This window comes from Bifidobacterium sp. ESL0790 (assembly GCF_029395435.1).
Lineage (GTDB): Bacteria > Actinomycetota > Actinomycetes > Actinomycetales > Bifidobacteriaceae > Bifidobacterium.
Genome location: NZ_CP113915.1, coordinates 557,856 through 577,573, shown reverse-complemented (window position 1 = coordinate 577,573; position 19,718 = coordinate 557,856). Strand labels below are relative to the sequence as shown.

The window sequence follows — 19,718 nt, the reverse complement described above, 5'->3', positions numbered from 1 at the left end:
AAGCGGGGCCTTTCCATACCGCCACGAACCCGTCAGCCAAGCCGATTCCGTCTACCTTGCGGGGCACAATCAGAGTTGGATACCGGCGGAACCATCGTTATATAAAGGAAGAACCAGAAGAGATGCTGCACCTTCATCGTCGCACGTCAACGCCAACCGGCACGGGCAAAGGGGCCGACAGTCGCGCCGCGATCCTCGAGGCCGCCGTGATCTCCTTCGGCCAGCGCGGCTATTACGGCACCTCGCTGCAGAAGATCGCGAACACGGTGGGCATGACCAAAGCCGGGGTGCTCCACCACGTCGGCAACAAGGAGGGCCTGCTCAACATCGTGCTCGACGAGGTCTACGACCCGGGCACCGAGAAGATCATGGAGCATTTCAGGATGACCGACCGGCCTAATGTGGCGCGCATGTGGCGCGAGGTGGTGGCGATCAACGCCGAGCGGCCCGAGCAGGTGCACATGTTCTCCACCCTCGACGCGGAGGCCATCGACCCCAGGCACCCGGCGCACGAGTACTTCACCAACCGCGACAAGAACCTGCTCGAGGAGATGATGGAGATTCCGTGGGTTGTGCCGGAGGGCACCAACATCGAGCACCTGCTGCAAGCGGGCTTCAGCATGATGGACGGCATCCAGCTGCGGTGGCTGCGCGCCCCGCAACGCGACCTCAACGAGATGTGGGCCGAATGCGAGGGCGAATTGATGCCCATGCCGATGTGGAAAGGATATCGGTAGGCCGACCCCGGCTCACATTTTTTAGGACGCTTGGAAAAATGAGAGCCGAAACCGAACATTCGCTGCCGGCATAATCGTTGAAACCCTTACGCGCCAAGGGTTTTCAGCAATCGCCCGATTTCCCCAATGTTCATTTGGCTCCCATTTTTTCTTGGGCGTTAAAAAATGTGAGTCACTGTTGAAAGACCTCGGGATGCGCGGGGTCCCCGGGCACGTTCTCGAGGGCGTCGCCCACACCGAGCGCCTCGCGCCACTCGTCCATCGATTTGCCGTATGGCTTCGCGGCCATGCCGAGCGCCTGCAGCTCGTTCTTGGCCACCGTCACATCGATCTCGCGGATGCCGTCGAAGAAGTCCTTCCAATGGTCGAAGCGCGCGTCATCGTAGAAGATGCCGCCAACGGTGGCGGTCAGCAGTTCCGCGCGCTCGATCGGCAGCGAATCCCAATGACGAATCTCGACGAAGTTCTTGAGCCTCACGTCGTTGAAATGCGTGGAGAGCAGGTGGCCGACCTCGTGGGCGTTGAGCTCGCGGTCGGGGTAGACGTCGGCCGCGTTGTCGTGAAAGGCGGCGCGCTGCCGCTGTGATTCGGGCAGATCGGCGGCCTCCGGGGTGCCGGTGAGGTCGACGAACATCATCGGCGTGGCCAGCACGTCGACGGCGTAGTCCTCCCAGCCGAACCTCGGGTCGAAAAGACCTAGGGTGATGCCGGCGCGCTGGGTGTCGAGCCTGTCCCAGATGTGCTGGCGCAGCAGCGGGAAGGGATTGGGCCGACCCTCGAAATACGGGGTGTTGCGGAAGAGCAGTGAAAGCACCGGGCCCAAGGCGGTGCCCACGCGCATCTTGGCGATGGCGTCGGCCTCGTCGCTGTAGTCGATGCTCACCTGGGTGGAGGCCGAGGCGCGCATCATGCAAGGGCCGAACTGCCCCACACGGCCGAGGTAGTCGTTCATCGCCGCGTAACGCAGCTTGGGGTTGAGCGAGATGTCGGCGTAGCTGGAGACCGGCTGGTAGCCGTAGTTGATAAGCCTGAAGCCCAGGTCCTCGGCGATCGGATCCGTCTCGGCGCGGAAGCGCGCGTAAAGTTTCGTGAGTTCCTCGGGGCTGTGGAGCACGCCAATCGAGGTCTCCACCTGGCCGCCCGGCTCGAGCGAGATGGCGATGCCGTCGCGCGCCAGGCCGAGCAGATGGCCGTTCTCGCTGAACTCGCGGTCGGCGTCGTAATAGCGGCGCATGCGTTGCAGCAGCTGCTCGATGCCGTTGTGGTCGGCGTAGCACACGGCGGTGTCGTCGCCGTTGCGCACCGGCAGATGCTCGATCTCGACGCCATAGCCGTCGTCGCGCTCCGGTTTCGCGCCGGACTCGAAGAAGCGCACCAGACTCGCCACATGCTTGCTGTTGACTTTGGCGTTGAGGTGCGCGTAGCTCACCCGTGGAGTAATGTTCATGATTCCATGATATGCCCAGCCCGAGGCCTCCGCCGGGGATTACGCGGGCTGCACATCCGAGCCATGAAACCCTATTCTGTTGCGAGACATCGCGCCCTCCCCATGGCTCCCGCTGTCGTCAAAGCGAGACGCGCGGCGCGCCATATACTTGAGGCAACGCAGGATTTGACCAACTGTTTTTAAGGAGCACCAGATGACCACGGATAATCACAGCACCTTGTTCTCGCCACTCACCATTGCCGCGCCGGATGGCCCGGGGCTGACGCTGCGCAACCGGACCATCCTCTCGCCGATGTGCCAATACGCGGTCACCAAGCACGATGGCGTCGCCACCGACTGGCACCTGCAACACTACGGGGCGATGGCCGCGGGCGGCTTTGGCATGCTGACCATCGAGTCGACCGGTGTCAACCCGGTTGGACGCATCTCGCCGAACGACCTCGGAATGTATAGCGACGAACAGGTGGATGCGCACCGCCGTCTGGTCTCGTTCGCGCACGCGCAGGGCGCCGCGGTCGCCGTGCAGCTCAACCACGCGGGCGGCCGCGCCTCGGGCAACCCCTGGCTGGCTGATTCGCATGGCGGCTCGGCACCAATCGAGGACGGCGGCTGGCAGACGGTCGGCATGACCGACCAGTCCATCGCCAAGGGCTATCGCCCGACCACAAAACTGGACAAAGCCGGTCTGGCCGAGATTGTGCAAGACTTCGCCGACGCCGCGCGACAGGCTGATGAGGCGGGCTACGACGCCATCCAGATCCACGCCGCCCACGGCTATCTGCTGCACCAATCGCTCTCGCCCCTGACCAACACGCGTACCGACGAGTATGGCGGCAGCGAGGAGAACCGGTTCCGCCTGACGCGCGAGGTTGTCGACGCGGTGCGTGCCGCCTGGCCCGCCACGAAGCCGCTCGGCATCCGCATCTCCGCCACCGATTGGGTCGAAGGCGGACTCGACATCGACGTGACCGCACGCCTGATGCGCGACCTGGTCAGGCACCATGGCATCAACTGGGTCGACGTGTCCTCCGGCGGCCTAGTCAACACGCCGCTGCAGCCTTCCGGTCCCGGTTTCCATGCGATTCTGGGTGCTCAGATGAAACGGGCGCTGGCTGATACCGACGCGACCGTCAGCGTGGTGGGCGGCATATCCAGCCCCGAGCAGGCCGAGACGATGCTGCGCACCAAGCAGGTGGATGCGGTGTCGATCGGACGCGCCGCGATGCGCAACCCGCACTGGCCCGCGATAGCCGCCGCCCGCCTGGGTGTGCCGCGCGAGAATATCCCCGCCGCCCCGCAATATTGGCGCGCCGAGTGGTGAGACGATGATCCACCCAACCAAATAAAAACGCATAAACCAAAGGTCGGGCGGTACCTGTTCGTAGGTATCGCCCGACCTTGGTATTCACACCGTTAATCGGCCAATCACGGCCTGTCGAATCAGGCGGCCTTGGTCAGCTTTTGGTCGTTCAGCTTCTGGTCGGCCTTCTTGGCGGCCGCGATCATCAGCTTGATGCGGTTGAGCTGATTGGCGGCGGAAGCACCGGGATCATAATCGATCGAGACGATGTTGGCCTCGGGGTGCAAACGACGAATCTTACCGAACATACCGCGCCCAGTGACGTGGTTGGGCAGGCAGGCGAACGGCTGGGCGCACACGACGTTCGGGCAGCCGGACTTGATGAGCTCCAAAATCTCGCCGGTCAAGAGCCATCCTTCACCAGCCTGCACACCGATCGAGGTGACTGTCGAAGCGAGCTTGACGAGTTCGGGCATCGGAGTGTCCTGGCTGAACTTGCCATGCGACAGATCGATGGCGCGGCGCACCGGGTTCAGAATCCGGTCGAGGCCCCAACGCATCACAGCGTAAGCCTTCTTGTTACCGCCCATGCCGGTATTGTGCTCGTTCCAGTCGGTGATATAGGGACGCGTGGTCATGAATTCCATAATGCCGGGCACCACGGCCTCGCAACCCTGTTTCTCAATCTGGTCGACCAGATGGTTGTTGGCGTCCGGGTGGTACTTCACCAGAATCTCGCCGACCACGCCGACGCGCGGCTTGCGCGGAATGTTGCGCAGCGGCAGGGCGTCGAAGCTCTTGACGATCTCCTTGAGCAACGTCTGATACGGCAGATACCCCTTGCCGATCTTGGCTTTGGCGGTCGCGGAATGGCCGTGGTGCTCAATGGTCTCGCGGACGATCTTATCCCACATCTCGTAAAGCTGGTTGGCGCTGCCCTTCACCTTTTCGTACGGACGAACACGATAATGGCATTTCATCAGCAGATCGCCGATAACCAGTGCCTTGACCGCGCGCCACAGCAGCGTCGGGGTCGCGGTGAAGCCGGGGTTGTCTTCGATGCCTTGGGTGGAAAGGGCGATGACCGGCACCTGCGGATAGCCGGCGTCGACCAAAGCCTTGCGAATCAGGCCGTAATAGTTGGTCGCGCGGCACATGCCGCCGGTCTGGGTGATGGCGAGGCAGACCTTGTCGGGGTCGTATTTGCCTTTGATGATCGAATCGACCAGCTGGCCGACGACCATGATGGCCGGGTAGCAGGCGTCGTTGTTGACGTACTTGAGGCCGGTCTCCACGTCCTGCTGGTCGGCCATCTTGAGCACGTCGAACTTGTAGCCACCGGAACGGATGACGGACTCGACCAGACTCATATGCACCGGGCTCATCTGCGGGGCGACGATAGTGTAGTCCTTGCGCATGTCCTTCTGGAAGCGCATCTTGTGGGCGTAGGCGGAAAGCGTGCCCTTGCTACGCTTCTTGGCCTTGCCGTCGGTGGACTTGGCGGTGCTTGCGATGACGTTGGCCTTGTCGGTCTTCGCGCTATCCGCGGCGACGGGTTCGCCGTTGGCGCGGCGCGAGACATCCTTCATCGCCTCGGTGAGCTTTGGGTTCGCCTTCATCACGCTGTCGAGCAACACCTGGCGGCCCGGAGTGGGCGCCTTGGAACCGGTTTTGCGGAAGTCGCCCCGCTTGTCGGCGGGGACTTCCTCGGCGTCAGAGCTATCAACAGTATCCTCGGCGACTGCGGCGTCGGCGTCGGCATTCTGTTTGGCGTCTTGCGCCTTGTTCTGCGCGGCGTCGACAGCGGCCTGCGCGGCGGCCAATTGCGCCTTGGCCTCCTCCAACTTGCTCTCGGCGTCCTTGAGCTCGGCTGCGCGCTTGGCGGCGGCCTCCTGACGGACCTTCGCCTCTGCGGCCTTCTTGGCCTCGTCCTGCGCGGAAACCTTGGTGGATCCCATGGCGTCTCCCTCGCCCGCGGCGCTGACCGCGGCCTTCGCCTCAAGCTCCGCCTTCTCGGCGGATTTCTTGAGCTTCGCCTTGTTGTTCTCGCGCTCCTCGATAGCCGCCTTGAGCGAGCGCAGACGAATCTTCGCCGCGCCGAGGTTGCTGACCTCGTCGATCTTCAGGAGCGTGTAGACATCGGCCTTGTCGGCGAGGATCTCGCTGACCTGGTCGGTGGTGATGGCGTCGATGCCGCAGCCGAAAGAGTTGAGCTGCACCAGCTCGAGCCCCGGGTAGGACGCGACGAAATTCGCCGCCGAATACAGCCTAGAATGGTAGGCCCACTGGTTGGCCACACGCAACGGCATGTTGATGACCTTGCGGTCGCCGACCTCGCGGAACCCGCCTTCGTCTTTGGCGCGCGGGTCCTTCTCCCCCTTGCTCAGGTATTCGCTCAGATGCAGCTTCTCGCCGGGCTGCAGCTCGCAGATGGAGTCCTCGGACAGCACCGCCATGCCCAGCGAGCAGATGGTCTCAGGGATGCCGTGGTTGATTTCCGGGTCGATATGGTAGGGACGGCCGGCGAGCACGATGCCGCGGCAATTGTGTTCCTTTATATAGGCGAGCGCGCGCAGGCCTTCCTGCTGCACGTCGTGCTTGAAGATCTTGTCCTCGGCGTACGCGGCCTTGACGGCTTTCTCGGCCTCTTCGCGCGTCACGTTGGTCCACGCGAATTCCTCGACGATGCGGTCGACCATCAGCTCGTGGTCGGCAAGGTTGAAGTAGGGGCGCATGTAACGGATGCCCGGCTCGCGCAGCTCGGCCATGTTCGCCTCGATGACCACCGGGTAGTTGGCGACAATCGGGCAGTTGTAGTGGTTGTCGGTGTCGCCTTCGACCAAATTCTCCTCGTACGAAACGCAGGGGTAGAAAATGGTCTTGACGCCGCGGTCGAGCAGCCACTTGATGTGCCCGTGCACCATCTTCGCCGGGTAGCAGATGTTCTCGGAGGCGATGGATTCGATGCCGGACTGGAAGAGCTCATGGCTGCTTCGACCCGAAAGCCGCACTTTGAAGCCCAGGTTGGTCAGCAGTGTGAACCAGAACGGATAGTTCTCGTACATGTTGAGCGCGCGCGGAATGCCGATTTCGCCACGGTAGGCCTTCTTATCGGTCAGGCGACGGTAGGCGAAGACACGCTTGTACTTGTAGTCGTAGAGGTTCGGACGGTCGCTGCGTTCAGCCTTCGCGTCGGCACCACGTTCGCAGCGGTTGCCGGTGACATAACGCGAACCATCCTGGAAGGTCGTGATGGTGAGTTTGCAGCGGTTCTGGCACCGCTTACAGACGTCACGCTCGGAGGTCATCGACAGATGGTCGAGCTCCTCCCCCTGCACGATGGACGAGGTGGTGTGCTCCGCCGTTTCATCGGTATCGTGCGCGTCCTCATAGTGCATACGGGCGGTCAGGGCCGCGCCGAATGCGCCCATAAGGCCGGCGATATTCGGCCTGGTGACCTCTTTACCGGTCAACAGCTCGAAGGCGCGCAGCACGGCGTCGTTGAGGAATGTGCCGCCCTGCACCTCGATGGTGTCGCCGAGCTGGCCGGCGTCGCGCAGCTTGATGACCTTGTAGAGCGCGTTACGCACCACGGAATAGCATAGACCCGCCGCGATGTTCTCGACGGTGGCGCCTTCCTTCTGCGCCTGCTTGACCGACGAGTTCATGAACACGGTGCAACGCGAGCCCAGGTCGACCGGGTGGTCGGACCTCAACGCGGCCTGCGTGAACTCCTCGATGGTCAGGCCCATGGAATACGCGAAGGTCTGCAGGAACGAGCCGCAGCCCGACGAGCATGCCTCGTTGACGGAAATCGAATCGATGACGCCGTCAGCGATGGCGAGGTACTTCATGTCCTGCCCGCCGATGTCGATGACGGCCGTGACGCCCGGGCTCACCATTTCGGCGCCGCGATAATGCGCCATGGTCTCCACCACGCCTTCGTCCAAGTGCAGGCCGGTGGTGATCAGGCCTTCGCCGTAACCGGTGGAGCAGCTGCGGGCAATCCAAGCCTCGGCCGGAAGCTCGTTCTCGATCTTGCGCACGATTTCAACGGCCGCGTCGAGCGGACTACCGTCGTTGGTGCCGTAGGACGACCACACGATCTCGCGGTCGTCGTTGATGAGCGTCGCCTTGATTGTCGTCGAACCTGCATCGATACCAAGGAAATGCGGGCCTTTCGCGCCTTCGAGCGTACCGACCTTGACCTGCTCCTTGCCGTGACGCTCGTTGAACTTGCGGCGGTCCTCCTCGGTCGGGAAAAGCGGAGGCATCGTAGCGGTGTCAACCGGCTTGTTCTTGAGGGCTTCGAGGTCGTCGATGATCTCCTGGCAGCTGTGGGGCTCGAAATGCTGGCCGGCGTCGAGCTCGTTGTCGTCGCCGCACATCAGCGCGGCGCCGTAGGCGACGTACAGGTGGGCGTTCTCGGGGACGATGAACTTGTCGACCTTGCCCTCGAGCGCGCGGGCGAAGGCCTCACGCAGCTCGGAAAGGAAGAAGAGCGGTCCACCCAGGAAAATCACATTGCCGTGGATTGGGCGGCCGGAAGCGAGGCCAGCGATGGTCTGCGTGGCGACCGCCGAGAAGATGGAAGCGGCCAGGTCGGGCTTGTCCGCGCCGTCGTTGATGAGCGGCTGCAAATCGGATTTGGCGAACACGCCGCAGCGCGAGGCGATGGGATACAGCAGCTTGTAATCCTTGGCCATATCGTTGAGGCCGCTGGCATCGGTGTCCAGCAACGTCGCCATCTGGTCGATGAACGCGCCGGTGCCGCCCGCGCACGAGCCGTTCATACGCTGCTCGGGAGTCGGCTTCAAATACGTGATCTTCGCGTCCTCGCCGCCGAGCTCGATGATGACGTCGGCTTCGGGGTAGACCTCGTCGATGGCCTTGGTCTCGGCGATGACCTCCTGGACGAACGGGACGTTCATGTCGTCGGCCAGGCCCAGGCCGCCGGAACCGGTGATGGCGAGGTTGATCGGCTGGGAGCCGCGTCCCTCCTCCTCGAGCTGCTTCTTGATGTCACGCAGCAGCCCGGCCACCGTGGCGCGCACGTTGGCGTTGTGCCTGCGATAGTCGGAGAACAGCACGTCCTTCAGGTCGTTGCTTGTGTCGAGCACCACGGCTTTGACCGTCGTCGATCCGATGTCAAGACCGACCCTCAATGACCCGGTGGCGTCCGTGGCTTTCACTGTGTCAACCATGCATCAACCTCTTCATCATCCTTGTCAAGACCCCCCGGCGTCATAACGCTGTGAGTTTGCACACATATAACTTACAAGGTTAGTCGATATACCCACCAGAACACCATAGCCCGGGAGTGATTAAGCTTACAGTTACAAGCAATGTGAAGTACATCTCTTGACAAAACTTTCAGATTTGTTTAGTTATCCGACCGTTTCCCAAGCGACCACCATCGTCAGACAATTCGAGACCAAGTCAATGAAGCCAACGAGACCAACAAGACCATCGCGGCCAACGACAGAGACAATCAGCTGGCGGCGCCCTCGCCTGCGGAGCGGTCCTTGCCGTAGACCTCGGGGATGAAGCGGACCTGGTCGTGCAGCTTCGACCAGATCACCGGCGTGGTCGCACCGGCTTCGTCATGCGCGCGCAGCGAGGCGGGCACGTCGATGATGCGCTGGTTTCTGGAGCCGCGGAACTGCAGGAGCGCGTCGTGCTGGTCCTTCATGTAGCGACCGTCCACGAGCACGTCGACGTAGCTCAAAAGCTCGAGCTTGTCGTCGCTTTCGCCGGCGCGCATGAGTTCCTCCCACGTGTAGCCCGTCCAGCACCAGATGTCTTTGCCATGGCCGAATTCCTTGCGGATTCGCTTGGCGAGTTTCAGCAACACGCCCGTGTTGAGCAGCGGCTCGCCGCCGAGGAAGGTGATGCCCTGCACCACGCCTTGCGAAAGGTCACGGATGACCTTGTCCTCGAAACCTTGCGTGTAGGGGTGGCCGGCCTGGAAGTCCCAGATGGATTCGTTGAAGCATTCGACGCAGTGGAAGGGGCAGCCGGAAACGTAGACGGAGCAGCGGATGCCCTCGCCGTCGGTCATCACCAAGGGCTTGTAGTCGGCGATCATGTCGTGGCTCAGCCTCTCGCTGGTCCACTGCCCCGCCTTCGGATTGTTGGCGTAGGCCGTGGGAATCCAAGGCCCGCGGTTCGCCTCGTCCGCCGCGAAATCATGCAGCTTGCCGCCTGCCAGCTTTCCCATTCTTCTCTCTTTTCCTTACTCAATTCACGAATCTATGTCACGGCCACAGCCGCACCTATCAGTACTTTCGGGCAAAGCAAAGGCGGCCACCGAACGATGAACCGCCTTCACTTTTACGCAGCGTTACGCAACGCTACAAAGTCGCCAAATCACTTGGCCTCTTCGTACCATTCGCGCTCCGTGCCGTCCTTCAACACCACATGTCCGGTCTCGCCGCTCATGTGCTTGGCGCGATGCGTGATCTCCTCGTGGCGGCCGTGCACCATCGGGCGCTGCACCGGGTTGCCGAGGTAGCCGCAGGTGCGCTTGGTGACGTTGCACTTGTCGGGGTCGGAGTTGCCGCACTCGGGGCACTTGAAGCCCTCTTCGGTCGGCGCGAAGTCGCCCTCGAAGCCGCAGACGTAGCAGTGGTCGATCGGGGTGTTGGTGCCGAGGTAGCCGATGCCGATGTTGTGGGCGTAATCCCACACGGCCTCGAGCGCCTTCGGGTTGGTCTGCAGGGTCGGGAACTCGCAGTAGTTGATGAACCCGCCGGAAGCGTAGTACGGGAAGTCCTTCTCGTAGTCGAGCTTCTCCATCGGGGTCGGCGAGAGCCAGACCGGATAGTGGAAGGAGTTGGTGTAGAAGTCGTGGTCCGTGACGCCCGGCACACGGCCGAACTTCTCGCGGTCCATGCGGTTGAAGCGGTCGGTGAGCGACTCGGCGGGCGTGGAGTAGAGGGAATAGTGATAGCCCTCCTCCTTGGCCCACTGAGCGCACAGCGCGTTCATCTTCTTGACAATCGAAAGCGCGAACTCCTTGCCTTCCGGGTCCCAGCTGTGGTCCTTCATCCAGTCCTTGCCGTAGAAGACGCTAGTCGCCTCATAGAGGCCGATATAGCCCAGCGAGACGGTGGCGCGGTCGCGGTTGAAGAGCTGGTCGACGTTGTCGTTGGGGTCGAGGCGGCCGAAGGCGCCGTAGCGATAGAGTGTCGGGGCGTTGATCGGCTTGGCCTGCTTGCAGCGCATGATGCGGAACTGCAGGGCCTCGTGGGCGACCTGCATACGCTCGTCGAAGATCTTCCAGAACCGGTCCTTGTCGCCGCGCGATTCCAGCGCGATGCGCGGGATGTTGACGGTGACGACGCCCAAGTTGAGGCGACCCTCCTCCTCGTCCTTGCCAGTGTCGGGGTTGGTCCAGGCGGGCAGGAAGGAACGGCAGCCCATCGGCGCCTTGAAGGAGCCGGTGATCTTGACGAGGTTCTCATAGAAAAGGATGTCGGGGTACATACGCTTGGTGGAGCACTCGAGCGCGAGCTGCTTCAGGTCGTAGTTCGGGTCGCCGGGCTCGGAGTTGATGCCGTGCTTGATGGCGTAGGTGAGCTTCGGGAAGATCGCGGTGTGATGGTCGCGACCGAGGCCGAGGATGCGCACCAGGAAGATGCAGCGGGTGATCTCGCGGGAGAACCACGAGGTGCCGAGGCCGAAGCCAACGGTGACGAACGGAGTCTGGCCGTTGGAGACACGGTTGGAGTTGATCTGGTATTCCATGGTCTGCATGGCGTCGTAGATGGCCTTGCGGGTCATGATCTTGGCGTAGATCTCGCGAATCTGCTCAAGACGCAGCGCGTCGGCATGGAACGGCGTGTCCTGCGGAATCGGCTTGCGGCTGGCATCGAAATGCAGCGTGTTGGGCTCGTTGGCCTTCAGGCCGTCGATGATCTCCTGGGCCACGTCCTCCGGCATGGAGTCGGGAATCATGGTGTGGGCCTGCTCGAGGAACTTGGCGTAGTCCTTGCGGGCGTACTCGTCGAGCATCTCGTCGGCGCGGTTGACGGTCTGGCCGCCGTACTGGTCGCCCGCGATGTCCTTGATGATCTGCGTGATCTGCGTGGCGGCGGTGCCGATGGACTTCGGGGTGTCCATCATCGCGTTGCCCAGCTCGAAACCGTTGTGCAGCATGTCGCCGAAGTTGGGCAGGCTGCAGTTGGTCTCGGCGGTGAACGGCGAATAGTCGGCGTCATGGAAGTGGATGTCGCCCTTCATATGGGCGTTGGCGACGCGTTTCGGGAGCATCGAGAAGGCAGAGGCCTTGGAGACGGCGCCGGCCAGCAGGTCGCGCTGCGTGGCATAGACGTTGGAGTCCTTGTTGGCGTTCTCGCGCACCAGAGTCTCGTCCTTGTTGATCAGGCGGTCGACGGCGGCGTTGATGTCGGTGGCCTTGGCGCGGTCGATGTCCTTGTTAAGACGATAGTTCGTATAGTTGCGAGCGACGTCATAAAGGTGGTTCTCCACCAGGCCATGCTCCACGAGATTCTGGATGTCCTCGATCTTGGCGGGGCCGGCGTAGCGCTCCTTGACCTCACCCTCGATGCCGTTGGCGAGATTGCGAATCATCTGCTCCTCTTCGGGGCCGACCTCCTTGTCGAGATCCTCGAAAGCCGACTTCACGGCGGCGATGATGTTCATCGGATCGAAATCAACGATACGCCCGTCACGCTTCTCCACCAACACGGTCTTCGTCGCCGCGGTCGGCTTTGTGGGCGCGTCCAGAACCTGAGCCTGCATCACAATTCCTTCCTCATACTTCTATACTGCTAAAGAGTCTGGCACGGAGATCACAAATCACATGGATGAAATCACACGCGTGTAACTTCTGTGCACTACATCACTATACGACTTTCTGGATACTATATTTAGGGGTTCGACCGGCGTTTCATACCCAGATATAGTAACAATGGCGGAATAGTGCGGAAATTCATGCTTAAAAAAATTCCAAAGTTTCGTCCTACGGTGTGTCGCAATGTATCACGCGCGCGACTTGTCCACCCGCCTTATACGAAAATTGCGATACATAGGTTCCCGACACCCACCCTTGTCCTTCACGAAGAGGATTCTGGAACCATGGCATTCAATACGAGATATGGGTACGCCGCACCCAACCAGGACGCGGCGCCGGGGCAGGGCTCTGGCGGGCTTGAGCAGGGCCCGAAACCGCTTGACCAGCTGCCCAGGCTGGCGCGCGACACCACCGCGGAGAACCCGTGGCCGGTGAGCGTGGTGAGCCAGAAATACCATGACGCCGTGCGCCGTTGGCCCGGATCGTGGGTCGAGGGGCAGATCGTCGAGATCAACATGCGCCGCGCCAGCTCCGGCTACATCACCCTGCGCGACAATTTCGAGGACATCTCCATCTCCGTGATGGGCTTCCGCAACTTCGTGGCCATGGCCCGCGATTTCCGCCAGGGCGACCGGGTGGTCATCCACGGCAAGCCGGACGTGTGGGTGAAGGCCACGCGCCTGAGCTTCGTGGCCGACGACATCAGGCGCATCGGCGCCGGAGACCTCAAGGCCCAGATCGACGAGCTGCGCAAGAAGCTCAAGGGCGAGGGGCTTTTCGACCAGGAGAACAAGGTGGAGCTGCCCGAGTTCCCCAAGCGCATCGGCCTCATCTGCGCCCCGCAGGCCCGTGCGGAGGGCGACGTGATCACCAACGTCAACCTGCGCTGGCCGGCCGTCAACTTCAAGGTCGTGCACGCGCACGTGCAGGGCACGCAATGCCCGCCCGAGGTCATCGCCGCCATCCAGAAGCTCGACGCCGACCCGGACGTGGACGTCATCATCGTCGCGCGTGGCGGCGGCAGCTTCGAGGACTTGATCGGCTTCTCCGACGAGGGCGTGGTGCGGGCGACGGCCGCATGCGAGACCCCTATCATCTCGGCCGTGGGCCACGAGGACGATTGGACACTCATCGACCTGGCGGCCGACCTGCGCGCCTCCACCCCCACCGACGCGGCGAAGAAGGTGGTGCCCGACGTGCGCGAGCAGTGGCAGCTGATCGCCAACGCGCGCGCCCAGATCGGCATGCGCATCAACGCCATGGTCGACAACGAGACGCGGCTGATCGACGGCTACGCCACCCGGCCGAGCCTCACCCACCCCGAGACGATGATCGAGCCGCACCAACGCTTCGTCGACGACTCCGTGCAGCGCATGCGCCTCGGGCTGACGCGCATCGCCGACGACGCCAGCCTGACCATCGAGAAGCTGAACGCCAGCCTCAACGCGCTGAGCCCGCAATCCACGCTCGACCGCGGCTACGCGGTGGTGCAGAGCAAGGACGGCCACGTGCTCGATGACGCGGGCAAGGTTCGTCCCGGCGACGAGCTGACGCTCACCTTGAAGCGCGGAGAGATTCTGGCCGAGGCCACCGCCGTCAATCCAAGCTAACAATCCAGGCCTATATATTGCGCCCGTTGCCAAGCGGAACGCGATGACCTTCAGCAATCACAATTCACAATCGAAAATCCAAGCAAAACCCATAAGGAGCGACACGATGACGACAAGCACGAAATCCGACGACACCAGCAAGAGCGATGACGAGGAGAAGACGACCGAGACCACTCCGGCCTCGACGCTGACCCAGAAGGAGCACGACCAGATCGCCGCCATGCCCTACGAGCAGGCACGTGACAACCTCATCAAGGCGGTGCAGGCCCTGGAGGCCGGCGGGTTGAGCCTCGACCAGTCGATGCGCCAGTGGGAGATCGGCGAGGCGCTGGCCAAGCGCGCCCAGAGCCTGCTCAATGACGTGCGGGCCAAGCTCGAAAGCGCCGAGGCCGAGCAGAAGTCGACCGCCGCCACAGCTGGTACACAATCGAACCTTGAATAATACAAGGTTCGATTCTGTCTTCGCGCGCGTCGGGCGCGCTCACTTCACCTACGCAGAGCCCACAGGGCTCTGCGCTTAACGGTTCAGCAGTCTAATTTGGAATAAGTCAATACTTTGCGCTCGAGAATCGCGCTCACCAAAACTACGGAGAGTCTACAAGACTCTCCGCTTAACGTTTTGGCCAGTACCTACGCAGAACCCACAGGACTCTCCATTTAACGCCTCGGCAATCTAATCTCGAAAAACCTACAAATACAAAAGCAGGGTTCCTCCGAAGATATGAACGGAGGAACCCTGCTTTTATAGTTTTGAAGCGATACAAAAACTCGGCATTTCGCGCTCGAGCATCGCGCTCACATCGGCTACGCAGAGCCCACAGGGTTCTGCGATTAACGCCTCAGCCTTAGATGTTGAGCAAATCCTTGGCGACCGTGGCCACGGTGTCGCCGCTAAGCTCCGCGGCATCGCTGTCCACCTGCAGGAGACGGCTCAACAACGCGTCAGCCTGCTCAAAAGTCAAGTCCTTGCCCGCCTTCTTGGCGACATCCACCACACCGCTGACGGTAGTGACGGAGGAAAGTTTCTCGACCAATGTCTTCTCATCCATGAGCACTCCTTGATTCGTTCATTGGGTAGTTATCTACCGCCATCAAGCTTAGTCGTTTCCCCGCACAATGTGGCACACGACACGTTTGATCCTCCATGCCTGCCCCGCGCAACCGAACAATCTCGGCCGCCCGACATTTCACCCCACGGATATGGTGGCCAGCAATGCCGCGTGGTCCGAGCCCGCGACCGGCACCGCACTGACCTGCCCGGCGGTGATGCCCTTGTCGACCACCACATGGTCGATGCCGACCAGATGCGGCACGCCGGCGATGTCGCCCGGCCAGGTGAAGACGGGCCCGTGCCCCGACTGCTGGGCGGCGTCGCTGAACCTCGAGCCGAGGAAGTTGCGGAAGGCGGTGTGGTCGGTGGTGGCGTTGAAATCACCCATGAACACATAACGATCGTTCTGGTGCGAGCGCATCAGGGCGAGCTCGTCCAACGTCTTGCTCCACTCGTTCCAATACCCGGGCTTGGGCGAGGTGGTGTGCACGGAGACGAAGCGCACCTCGCTGTTGCCGTCGCCGAAGCTCACCGTCCCGCCCGGCATGAACGAGGCGGAGGAATCGACATCGTCGTCCGCCGGAGAATCCAGCGGCGTGGCCGACCACAGGCCGTTGCCGTATTTCCCGTCGGACGAGGCCACCTGCGAATAGGGCAGGTATTCGCCGATGCCCGCGGCCTCCAACGCCCTGACGAACGGACGCGTGGTCTCCTGCATCGCCAGCACCTCCACGCGCTGGTCACGCACCAGATCGACGATCGCCTGCGGGTCGGCCCGACCTTTGTAGACGTTGAGCGTCATCACCCGGGCATAGGAGTCCCCGGAATCCGGATGAGCGCGGTCGACCGCCGTCACCGCCTCCGAGGGTAATGGCGAGATCTTGAAATAGGGAACCTGGTACCAGGCTTGCAGGCAGAGGCACAGCACCGACAACAAAGCGGCCCACCAGCGTCTGCCGGCCAACGCGAGCACGAGGGCGAGCACGCCGAGCAACAGGAACCAAGGGGTGAGCGACACCAGCGCGGGGATATAAGGCAACGCCTGCAATTCCTCGGGCAGCTCGCGGGCGACGGCGCTGATGATGGTGGCCAGAAGCACGAGCCAGGCCAGCACAGCCAGGAAGCCACGGACGAATCCGCCCTGCTTCTTGGTTCCCTTGCTTCGCTTGGTTCCCTTGGCTTTTCTGGCTTTCTTGGGCACCCCGGCGACCGCCGAGGAGCCCTTACGCCGCGTTCCCGCCATTGACTGCCCTCCTGGGTGCCGCCGAAGACCATCCGATATCCCGGCCATCGTATTTCACGGCCCGGAAATCCCCATCTCACCACGCCTTGCTCCTCCGCCCGACGCCCTGACGGGCATCTCGAGCGCCCGTGACCCCCTGCGGCGTACCATGGCAGACGGAATCCCTTATCAAGGCGCGTCGCCGAGGCGCGGCCCAGATACCACGATTATCGAAAGGAACGGCAATCATGCCAACAACCACTCCGCCACCAGTCAAGTCGCTCACCGTGGAAAGCGGCGACGATATCCTGCTCGTCATCCACGGCGGTGCGGGAAGCCGCGGCAAGCACAGCACCCCGGAACGCCAGGCCCAGGTGGAGAAGGACCTGCAGCGCGCGCTCGACGCCGGCTATGCCAAGCTCGAGGCCGGAGCCAGCGCGGAGGACGCGGTGGTGGCGGCCATCCATGTGATGGAGGACGCCCCCGAATTCAACGCCGGGCACGGCGCCGCCCTGACCAGCGACGGCATCGCCCAGATGGACGCCTGCCTGATGGGCGGGGACGGCGAGGTTGGCGCGGTGGCCAGCGTCCACACCATCAAGAACCCAATCGATGCCGCCAAGGCCGTCAAGGAGCAGACCAAGCACGTGCTCTTCGCCGACCCGCGCGACCAGGAGATCGCCGAATGGGGCGTCGAGACCCGCGACCCGAGCTATTTCATCACCGAGCAGCGCAAGCAATCGCTCGTCGAGGCGCAGACCAACGGCGACGAGTGGGAGAAGCACGGCACGATTGGCGCCGTGGCCCGTGACGCGCGCGGCCACCTCGCCGCGGCCACCTCCACCGGCGGCATCACCAACCAAATGCACGGCCGCGTGGGCGACACTCCCCTGCCGGGATGCGGCACCTACGCCAACGACGCGAGCGTGGCGGCTTCAGGCACTGGCATCGGCGAGGCGTTCATGCGTACCGTGGCCTGCCACCAGGTCTCCGACCGTGTGGAGTTCGCCAAGCAGACCCCGCTCGAGGCGGCCAGCGCCACCCTCGACGACATCGACGCGCGCCACGGCGACGGCGGCCTGATTGTGGTGCCCGCCCATGGCGACGGCGTCATCGCCTACAACAGCGAGATGATGAACTGCGGCTACAAGTCCCCCACCGCCGACTACGTGCAGGGCTGATATAACGCACATATAAGGCATACGAAAAAGAGGGCCGCCCCGGAAATCAATCCGGTGGCGGCCCTCTTCTCGACCTTGTTGACTTTGCTGACCCGACCGGCTTTCACCGGCCTCGGTCAGCTGTCAGTCCAAGAGGCGCGAGGCCTACTTGGTGATGGTGTTGTAGGTGGGCAGGTTCGTGTAGTCGAAGTGCACGTTGCTCACCTTGGTGGAAGCGGCGGCGGCCACATCCTCATTCCACAGCGGGATGGCGGGCAGATCCTCAAGCAGGATGTCCTGGGCGCTGCGGAAGTCGGCGGTGCGCTTGGAGACGTCGGTCTGCGCGAGCGCCTGGGCCAGAGCCTTGTCGAACGCCGGATTCTTGTAGTCGCCATCGTTGGAGCCCTTGCCGTCCGCCGAAGAGGAGGCGTAGAGCGGGGTCAGGTAATCCTCGGCCGTCGGGTAATCGAGCATCCAGCCGGAGCGGAACGCCGTCTTGATCGAACGGTTGGTCACCTGGTTGCGGATGTCGCTGAAGGTCGGGTAGGCGTCGCCCGAGGCGTCGATGCCCAGCGTGTTCTTCAAGCTGTTGCTCACCGCTTCGACCCATGCCTTGTGGTTCGCGTCGGCGTTGTAGGCGATCTTGAAGGTGCCACTGAACTTGGAGATGGCGTCGGCCTGCTTCCAGAGTTCCTTGGCCTTCTTGGGGTTGTACTTCAGGTTGCCGGAGTTCTCGAGCTTGGTGGAGTGCTCAGGCACCAGCGGCGAGGTGAAATCGGTCGCCGGGGTCTTGGTGTTGTAATAGATCTTGCTGACGATCTCCTTGCGGTTGATCGACATCGAGATCGCCTGGCGACGCAGGTTGCCTTCCTTGCCGGGCGCGAAGTGCGGCAGGTTCTCGGGAATCACGAAGCCCTGGTAGGAGGAGCCGGGCTGCACGAAGGCCTTGACGGAGGAATCGTTGCGGAAGGTCTTCAGGGCCGACTGTGGCACCTCGACCATCACGTCGAGGTTGCCGGACTGCAGGTCGGAGTAGGCGGCGTCCTCGCTGGTGTAGACGCGGAAGTCGATGCCGCCGTTGGCCACCTTGCGGCTGCCCTTGTAGTCAGTGTTCTTGACGACCTGGATGTCGGTGTTGGGCTGCCAGGACTTGAACTTGTAGGGGCCGTTGCCGATAGGCGACTTGCCGAAGGCCTTCATGTCCTTGTAGGCCGCGCTCGGAAGCGGGAAGAAGGACTGGTGGGCCACCTGGATCGGGAAGACCGAATCCGGCTTGTTGAGGTTGACCACGAGGGTCAGCGGATCCTTGACCTCAAGGCCGGAGAGCTTGGCGTCGGCAGCGACGCCCGGGTCCTGCAGCTCGTCGTAGCCCTTGATGATTGACATACGGCTGGACTGCTTCTGCGCGTTCTTGACGTTGGCGTCATAGCTCCACGCGTCGGCGAAGGAGGAGGCGGTGACGGGCTCGCCGTTGGTGAACTTCCAACCGTCGTTGAGTTTGATGGTGTACTGGCTGGCATCGGCGTTGGGGGTGATCGACTTGGCGACCTCCATGTGCTGCTTGCCCTTGGCGTCATAGCTCACCAGGCCCTCGAAGAGATAGCGGATGACCCTGCCACCGCCCATCTCGTTGGTGTTCGACGGCACGAGCGGGCTCTGCGGCTCGGTGTTGTCGACCTTGATCATCTGGTCGGTCGAGGCCTTCGTGTTCTTCTGGTCGCTGCTGTTATTTGAGCCTCCGCAGCCGGCGACCGACACCAGTGCGGCACCCGCGGCGAGCGCGGCGACGATCCGTACGCTCCATTTTCTCAAAGCCATGGTTCTCCCTTTCGTTAATCCTTCACTGTGCTTTCTCATATAATGCATATATTCATGAAATCTATATACCTATACGTGTGACCACGTTTGGATTATATGCCACCACAATGTTTCGGCTTGATGAAGAACGATTAAATTGAGACAAAGCCGCCGAGGCGGGTTACAGGAAAAACTTATACCCCGCGTCAAAACCCTGTTATCACAGCGTCAATGCAGCCTTTGTGATACACCGCATACCGAGAAAACGCCGTTCAAAACATGGAAAGCGAACCGGCTCGTGATGGTTGGAGCGGGAGAATTCGTGCCCGGAATCAGATTCGAACTGACGACACCCGCTTTAGGAGAGCGGTGCTCTATCCCCTGAGCTACCCGGGCAACATATAGGATTATACACTGGCGCATGGTCCGCCCGCCACGCCTTGCAAGCCGTGCACGGGAACCCGCTTACGCACTGATAAAACGGATTCGGCCATCTTGGAGAACGCTATAGGGAATATTTCCATAGGCATGAAAAATCTCCGGCCCACCGAACCTCGCCGAGGCGAAATCCAAGTG

12 protein-coding genes and 1 tRNA gene are annotated in these 19,718 nt (G+C 62.1%); 5 read left to right on the top strand and 8 right to left on the bottom strand.

The genetic code is table 11. The features are described from left to right. The first annotated feature begins 122 nt into the window (after nt 1-122). Nucleotides 123-737 (top strand): TetR/AcrR family transcriptional regulator, encoded by a 615-nt coding sequence (locus OZY47_RS02035; protein WP_277178287.1) that lies wholly within the window; start codon nt 123-125, stop codon nt 735-737. A 172-nt stretch (nt 738-909) separates the two neighbouring features. On the opposite strand, the gene OZY47_RS02030 is transcribed toward OZY47_RS02035, so the two are convergent. Next, nucleotides 910-2,184: a glutamate-cysteine ligase family protein gene (locus OZY47_RS02030; RefSeq protein WP_277178286.1), complete on the bottom strand. Its 1,275-nt coding sequence runs from the start codon at nt 2,182-2,184 to the stop codon at nt 910-912. Between the two features lie 193 nt (nt 2,185-2,377). On the opposite strand from OZY47_RS02030, the gene OZY47_RS02025 reads away from it, so the two are divergent. Next, the gene (locus OZY47_RS02025) at nt 2,378-3,505 is read left to right on the top strand and encodes an NADH:flavin oxidoreductase/NADH oxidase (protein WP_277178285.1); all 1,128 of its coding nucleotides are present in this window, start codon (nt 2,378-2,380) and stop codon (nt 3,503-3,505) included. A gap of 119 nt (nt 3,506-3,624) precedes the next feature. Here OZY47_RS02025 and OZY47_RS02020 read toward each other — a convergent pair whose 3' ends face one another. The 3 genes from OZY47_RS02020 to nrdD all read right to left on the bottom strand — a co-directional run bounded on the left by OZY47_RS02020 (nt 3,625) and on the right by nrdD (nt 12,250). Further along, nucleotides 3,625-8,688 (bottom strand): acyl-CoA dehydratase activase-related protein, encoded by a 5,064-nt coding sequence (locus OZY47_RS02020; protein WP_277178284.1) that lies wholly within the window; start codon nt 8,686-8,688, stop codon nt 3,625-3,627. Nucleotides 8,689-8,975: 287 nt separating this feature from the next. Next, nucleotides 8,976-9,695: an anaerobic ribonucleoside-triphosphate reductase activating protein gene (gene nrdG, locus OZY47_RS02015; protein WP_277179055.1), complete on the bottom strand. Its 720-nt coding sequence runs from the start codon at nt 9,693-9,695 to the stop codon at nt 8,976-8,978. Nucleotides 9,696-9,853: 158 nt separating this feature from the next. Further along, the gene (gene nrdD / locus OZY47_RS02010) at nt 9,854-12,250 is read right to left on the bottom strand and encodes an anaerobic ribonucleoside-triphosphate reductase (RefSeq protein ID WP_277178283.1); all 2,397 of its coding nucleotides are present in this window, start codon (nt 12,248-12,250) and stop codon (nt 9,854-9,856) included. Nucleotides 12,251-12,586: 336 nt separating this feature from the next. Here nrdD and xseA point away from each other — a divergent pair, with 336 nt between their 5' ends. Then, a complete protein-coding gene (gene xseA, locus OZY47_RS02005; protein ID WP_277178282.1) occupies nt 12,587-13,912 on the top strand; it encodes an exodeoxyribonuclease VII large subunit in 1,326 nt (441 codons plus the stop codon). A 106-nt stretch (nt 13,913-14,018) separates the two neighbouring features. Next, on the top strand, nt 14,019-14,354 hold the full coding sequence (locus tag OZY47_RS02000) for an exodeoxyribonuclease VII small subunit (RefSeq protein ID WP_277178281.1): 336 nt from the start codon (nt 14,019-14,021) through the stop codon (nt 14,352-14,354). A 403-nt stretch (nt 14,355-14,757) separates the two neighbouring features. On the opposite strand, the gene OZY47_RS01995 is transcribed toward OZY47_RS02000, so the two are convergent. Both OZY47_RS01995 and OZY47_RS01990 read right to left on the bottom strand, forming a co-directional pair. Then, the gene (locus tag OZY47_RS01995; protein ID WP_277178280.1) at nt 14,758-14,961 is read right to left on the bottom strand and encodes a hypothetical protein; all 204 of its coding nucleotides are present in this window, start codon (nt 14,959-14,961) and stop codon (nt 14,758-14,760) included. A gap of 138 nt (nt 14,962-15,099) precedes the next feature. Beyond that, nucleotides 15,100-16,206 (bottom strand): endonuclease/exonuclease/phosphatase family protein, encoded by a 1,107-nt coding sequence (locus OZY47_RS01990; protein ID WP_277178279.1) that lies wholly within the window; start codon nt 16,204-16,206, stop codon nt 15,100-15,102. A 227-nt stretch (nt 16,207-16,433) separates the two neighbouring features. Here OZY47_RS01990 and OZY47_RS01985 point away from each other — a divergent pair, with 227 nt between their 5' ends. Next, nucleotides 16,434-17,366: an isoaspartyl peptidase/L-asparaginase gene (locus tag OZY47_RS01985; RefSeq protein WP_277178278.1), complete on the top strand. Its 933-nt coding sequence runs from the start codon at nt 16,434-16,436 to the stop codon at nt 17,364-17,366. A gap of 144 nt (nt 17,367-17,510) precedes the next feature. On the opposite strand, the gene OZY47_RS01980 is transcribed toward OZY47_RS01985, so the two are convergent. Then, nucleotides 17,511-19,163, bottom strand: coding sequence for an ABC transporter substrate-binding protein (locus OZY47_RS01980; protein ID WP_277178277.1), 1,653 nt, complete (start codon nt 19,161-19,163; stop codon nt 17,511-17,513). Nucleotides 19,164-19,465: 302 nt separating this feature from the next. Beyond that, a tRNA-Arg gene (locus tag OZY47_RS01975) sits at nt 19,466-19,538 on the bottom strand. Nucleotides 19,539-19,718: the final 180 nt, after the last annotated feature.

What these genes read in the sequence shown, in the direction of transcription:
- OZY47_RS01990 (WP_277178279.1), bottom strand. Translation starts at nt 16,206, where the DNA reads ATGGCGGGAACGCGGCGTAAGGGCTCCTCGGCGGTCGCCGGGGTGCCC.
- OZY47_RS02025 (WP_277178285.1), top strand. Translation starts at nt 2,378, where the DNA reads ATGACCACGGATAATCACAGCACCTTGTTCTCGCCACTCACCATTGCC.
- OZY47_RS02020 (WP_277178284.1), bottom strand. Translation starts at nt 8,688, where the DNA reads ATGGTTGACACAGTGAAAGCCACGGACGCCACCGGGTCATTGAGGGTC.
- OZY47_RS01985 (WP_277178278.1), top strand. Translation starts at nt 16,434, where the DNA reads ATGCCAACAACCACTCCGCCACCAGTCAAGTCGCTCACCGTGGAAAGC.
- OZY47_RS02000 (WP_277178281.1), top strand. Translation starts at nt 14,019, where the DNA reads ATGACGACAAGCACGAAATCCGACGACACCAGCAAGAGCGATGACGAG.
- OZY47_RS02030 (WP_277178286.1), bottom strand. Translation starts at nt 2,184, where the DNA reads ATGAACATTACTCCACGGGTGAGCTACGCGCACCTCAACGCCAAAGTC.
- nrdD (WP_277178283.1), bottom strand. Translation starts at nt 12,250, where the DNA reads ATGCAGGCTCAGGTTCTGGACGCGCCCACAAAGCCGACCGCGGCGACG.
- xseA (WP_277178282.1), top strand. Translation starts at nt 12,587, where the DNA reads ATGGCATTCAATACGAGATATGGGTACGCCGCACCCAACCAGGACGCG.
- OZY47_RS01995 (WP_277178280.1), bottom strand. Translation starts at nt 14,961, where the DNA reads ATGGATGAGAAGACATTGGTCGAGAAACTTTCCTCCGTCACTACCGTC.
- OZY47_RS02035 (WP_277178287.1), top strand. Translation starts at nt 123, where the DNA reads ATGCTGCACCTTCATCGTCGCACGTCAACGCCAACCGGCACGGGCAAA.
- OZY47_RS01980 (WP_277178277.1), bottom strand. Translation starts at nt 19,163, where the DNA reads ATGGCTTTGAGAAAATGGAGCGTACGGATCGTCGCCGCGCTCGCCGCG.